This is a genomic window from Streptomyces sp. PU-14G, from assembly GCF_041028275.1.
Classification (GTDB): domain Bacteria; phylum Actinomycetota; class Actinomycetes; order Streptomycetales; family Streptomycetaceae; genus Streptomyces.
This window is the reverse complement of sequence record NZ_JASKYT010000689.1, coordinates 1-1,120: the sequence shown is the minus strand read 5'-3', so window position 1 is coordinate 1,120 and position 1,120 is coordinate 1. Positions and strand designations below refer to the sequence as shown.

Below are 1,120 nucleotides of genomic sequence, written 5' to 3'. Positions count from 1 at the left end.
GCCCCGGCCCCGGCRCSGCAGCGGRWCCCCCCGAGGCCGCGGCCACCGCGGGTGCCGCCACCGCGGGGTCGGTGGCCGCCCGCCGCGCGCTGGACGGGCTGCGGCCCGAGGTCCTCGCGTCCGTACGCCGCCGCGCCGACGCCGCCGAACGCGCCGCACGCGCCGGGGACCTCGACGTGCTCATCGCCTACGACCTGCGCTTCTGGCGGGAGCTGAGCGGCCTGCTCGGCAACCCCTACGTCTGCGACTTCCTCGACAGACTCCGCGTCCAGTGCTGGGTCTTCGCCGTCCCCCTCCTGCGCGCGCGGACCACCCTGCGCGGTCGCCTGTGGTCGGGCCACAACGCCCTGCTCGACGCCGTCGAGAGGGGCGACGCACGCGCCGCCCGCGACGTCCTCGCCACCTACAACCAGCACGCGCTGGCGCAGGTGGGCGTCATGGACGCGCATGCGGACACGCATACGGACGCGCACACGGACTGAGCGCTCCCTGCCGGCCGAGGCCACGGATGGGGGCGCTCCCACCGACTGAGAGCCGCCCCGCCCGGGTATCCCGCCTCGGCAGAGGCAGGGCGCAGTGCTGCGGGGAGCACTACGCTGTGCGCACTGCAGGTCCCTGACGGTATAGGAGCGCCCCTTGGCCTGTGACCTCTGGCTGGTACCCCTCGTCGACGTGCTCTGCCACAGTCCCGACAACCCCTTCTCCGAAGAGATCGCCACCTACGACAGGGTGCTCACCGAAGCGGGACTGCCCACGGTCCCCGTCTTCGGCTACATGCCGGGGCTCTCCGGCGACGTCGCCCCCGCCGCCGGATTCGACTACGAGGCACTGCACTACCTGCGCCGCGCCTACCTGCTGCTGGCAGCGGGCCTGGAGGTCACGCCCGTGGGGGAGTTGGGCAGCGACTACGAGCAACTGCTGGAGATGTTCGAGCAGACGGCGCAGCAGTCGCACCTGGTGTGGCACTACGACCACGCCGGAACCTACATCCCGGTCGACTTCCCCGCCCCCCTGTGCGACGACGAACTGCTGGAGGGCGGCGGCCCGCTGGGCTCCAGCCACGGCCTGCTGCGCGAACTCCACCTGGTGGGACCGCACCTGGGCATCGACCCCGACAACC

General features: G+C 73.0%; 2 protein-coding genes. Both read left to right on the top strand.

Features of this window, described 5'->3' with window-relative positions:
* Positions 1 to 482 (top strand): FCD domain-containing protein (locus AB8Z75_RS34740; RefSeq protein WP_369209097.1); only part of this gene is annotated, 482 nt, incomplete at its 5' end.
* Positions 483 to 636: 154 nt separating this feature from the next.
* Positions 637 to 1,120: hypothetical protein (locus tag AB8Z75_RS34735; RefSeq protein WP_369209095.1), on the top strand; the 484-nt coding region annotated here is incomplete at its 3' end.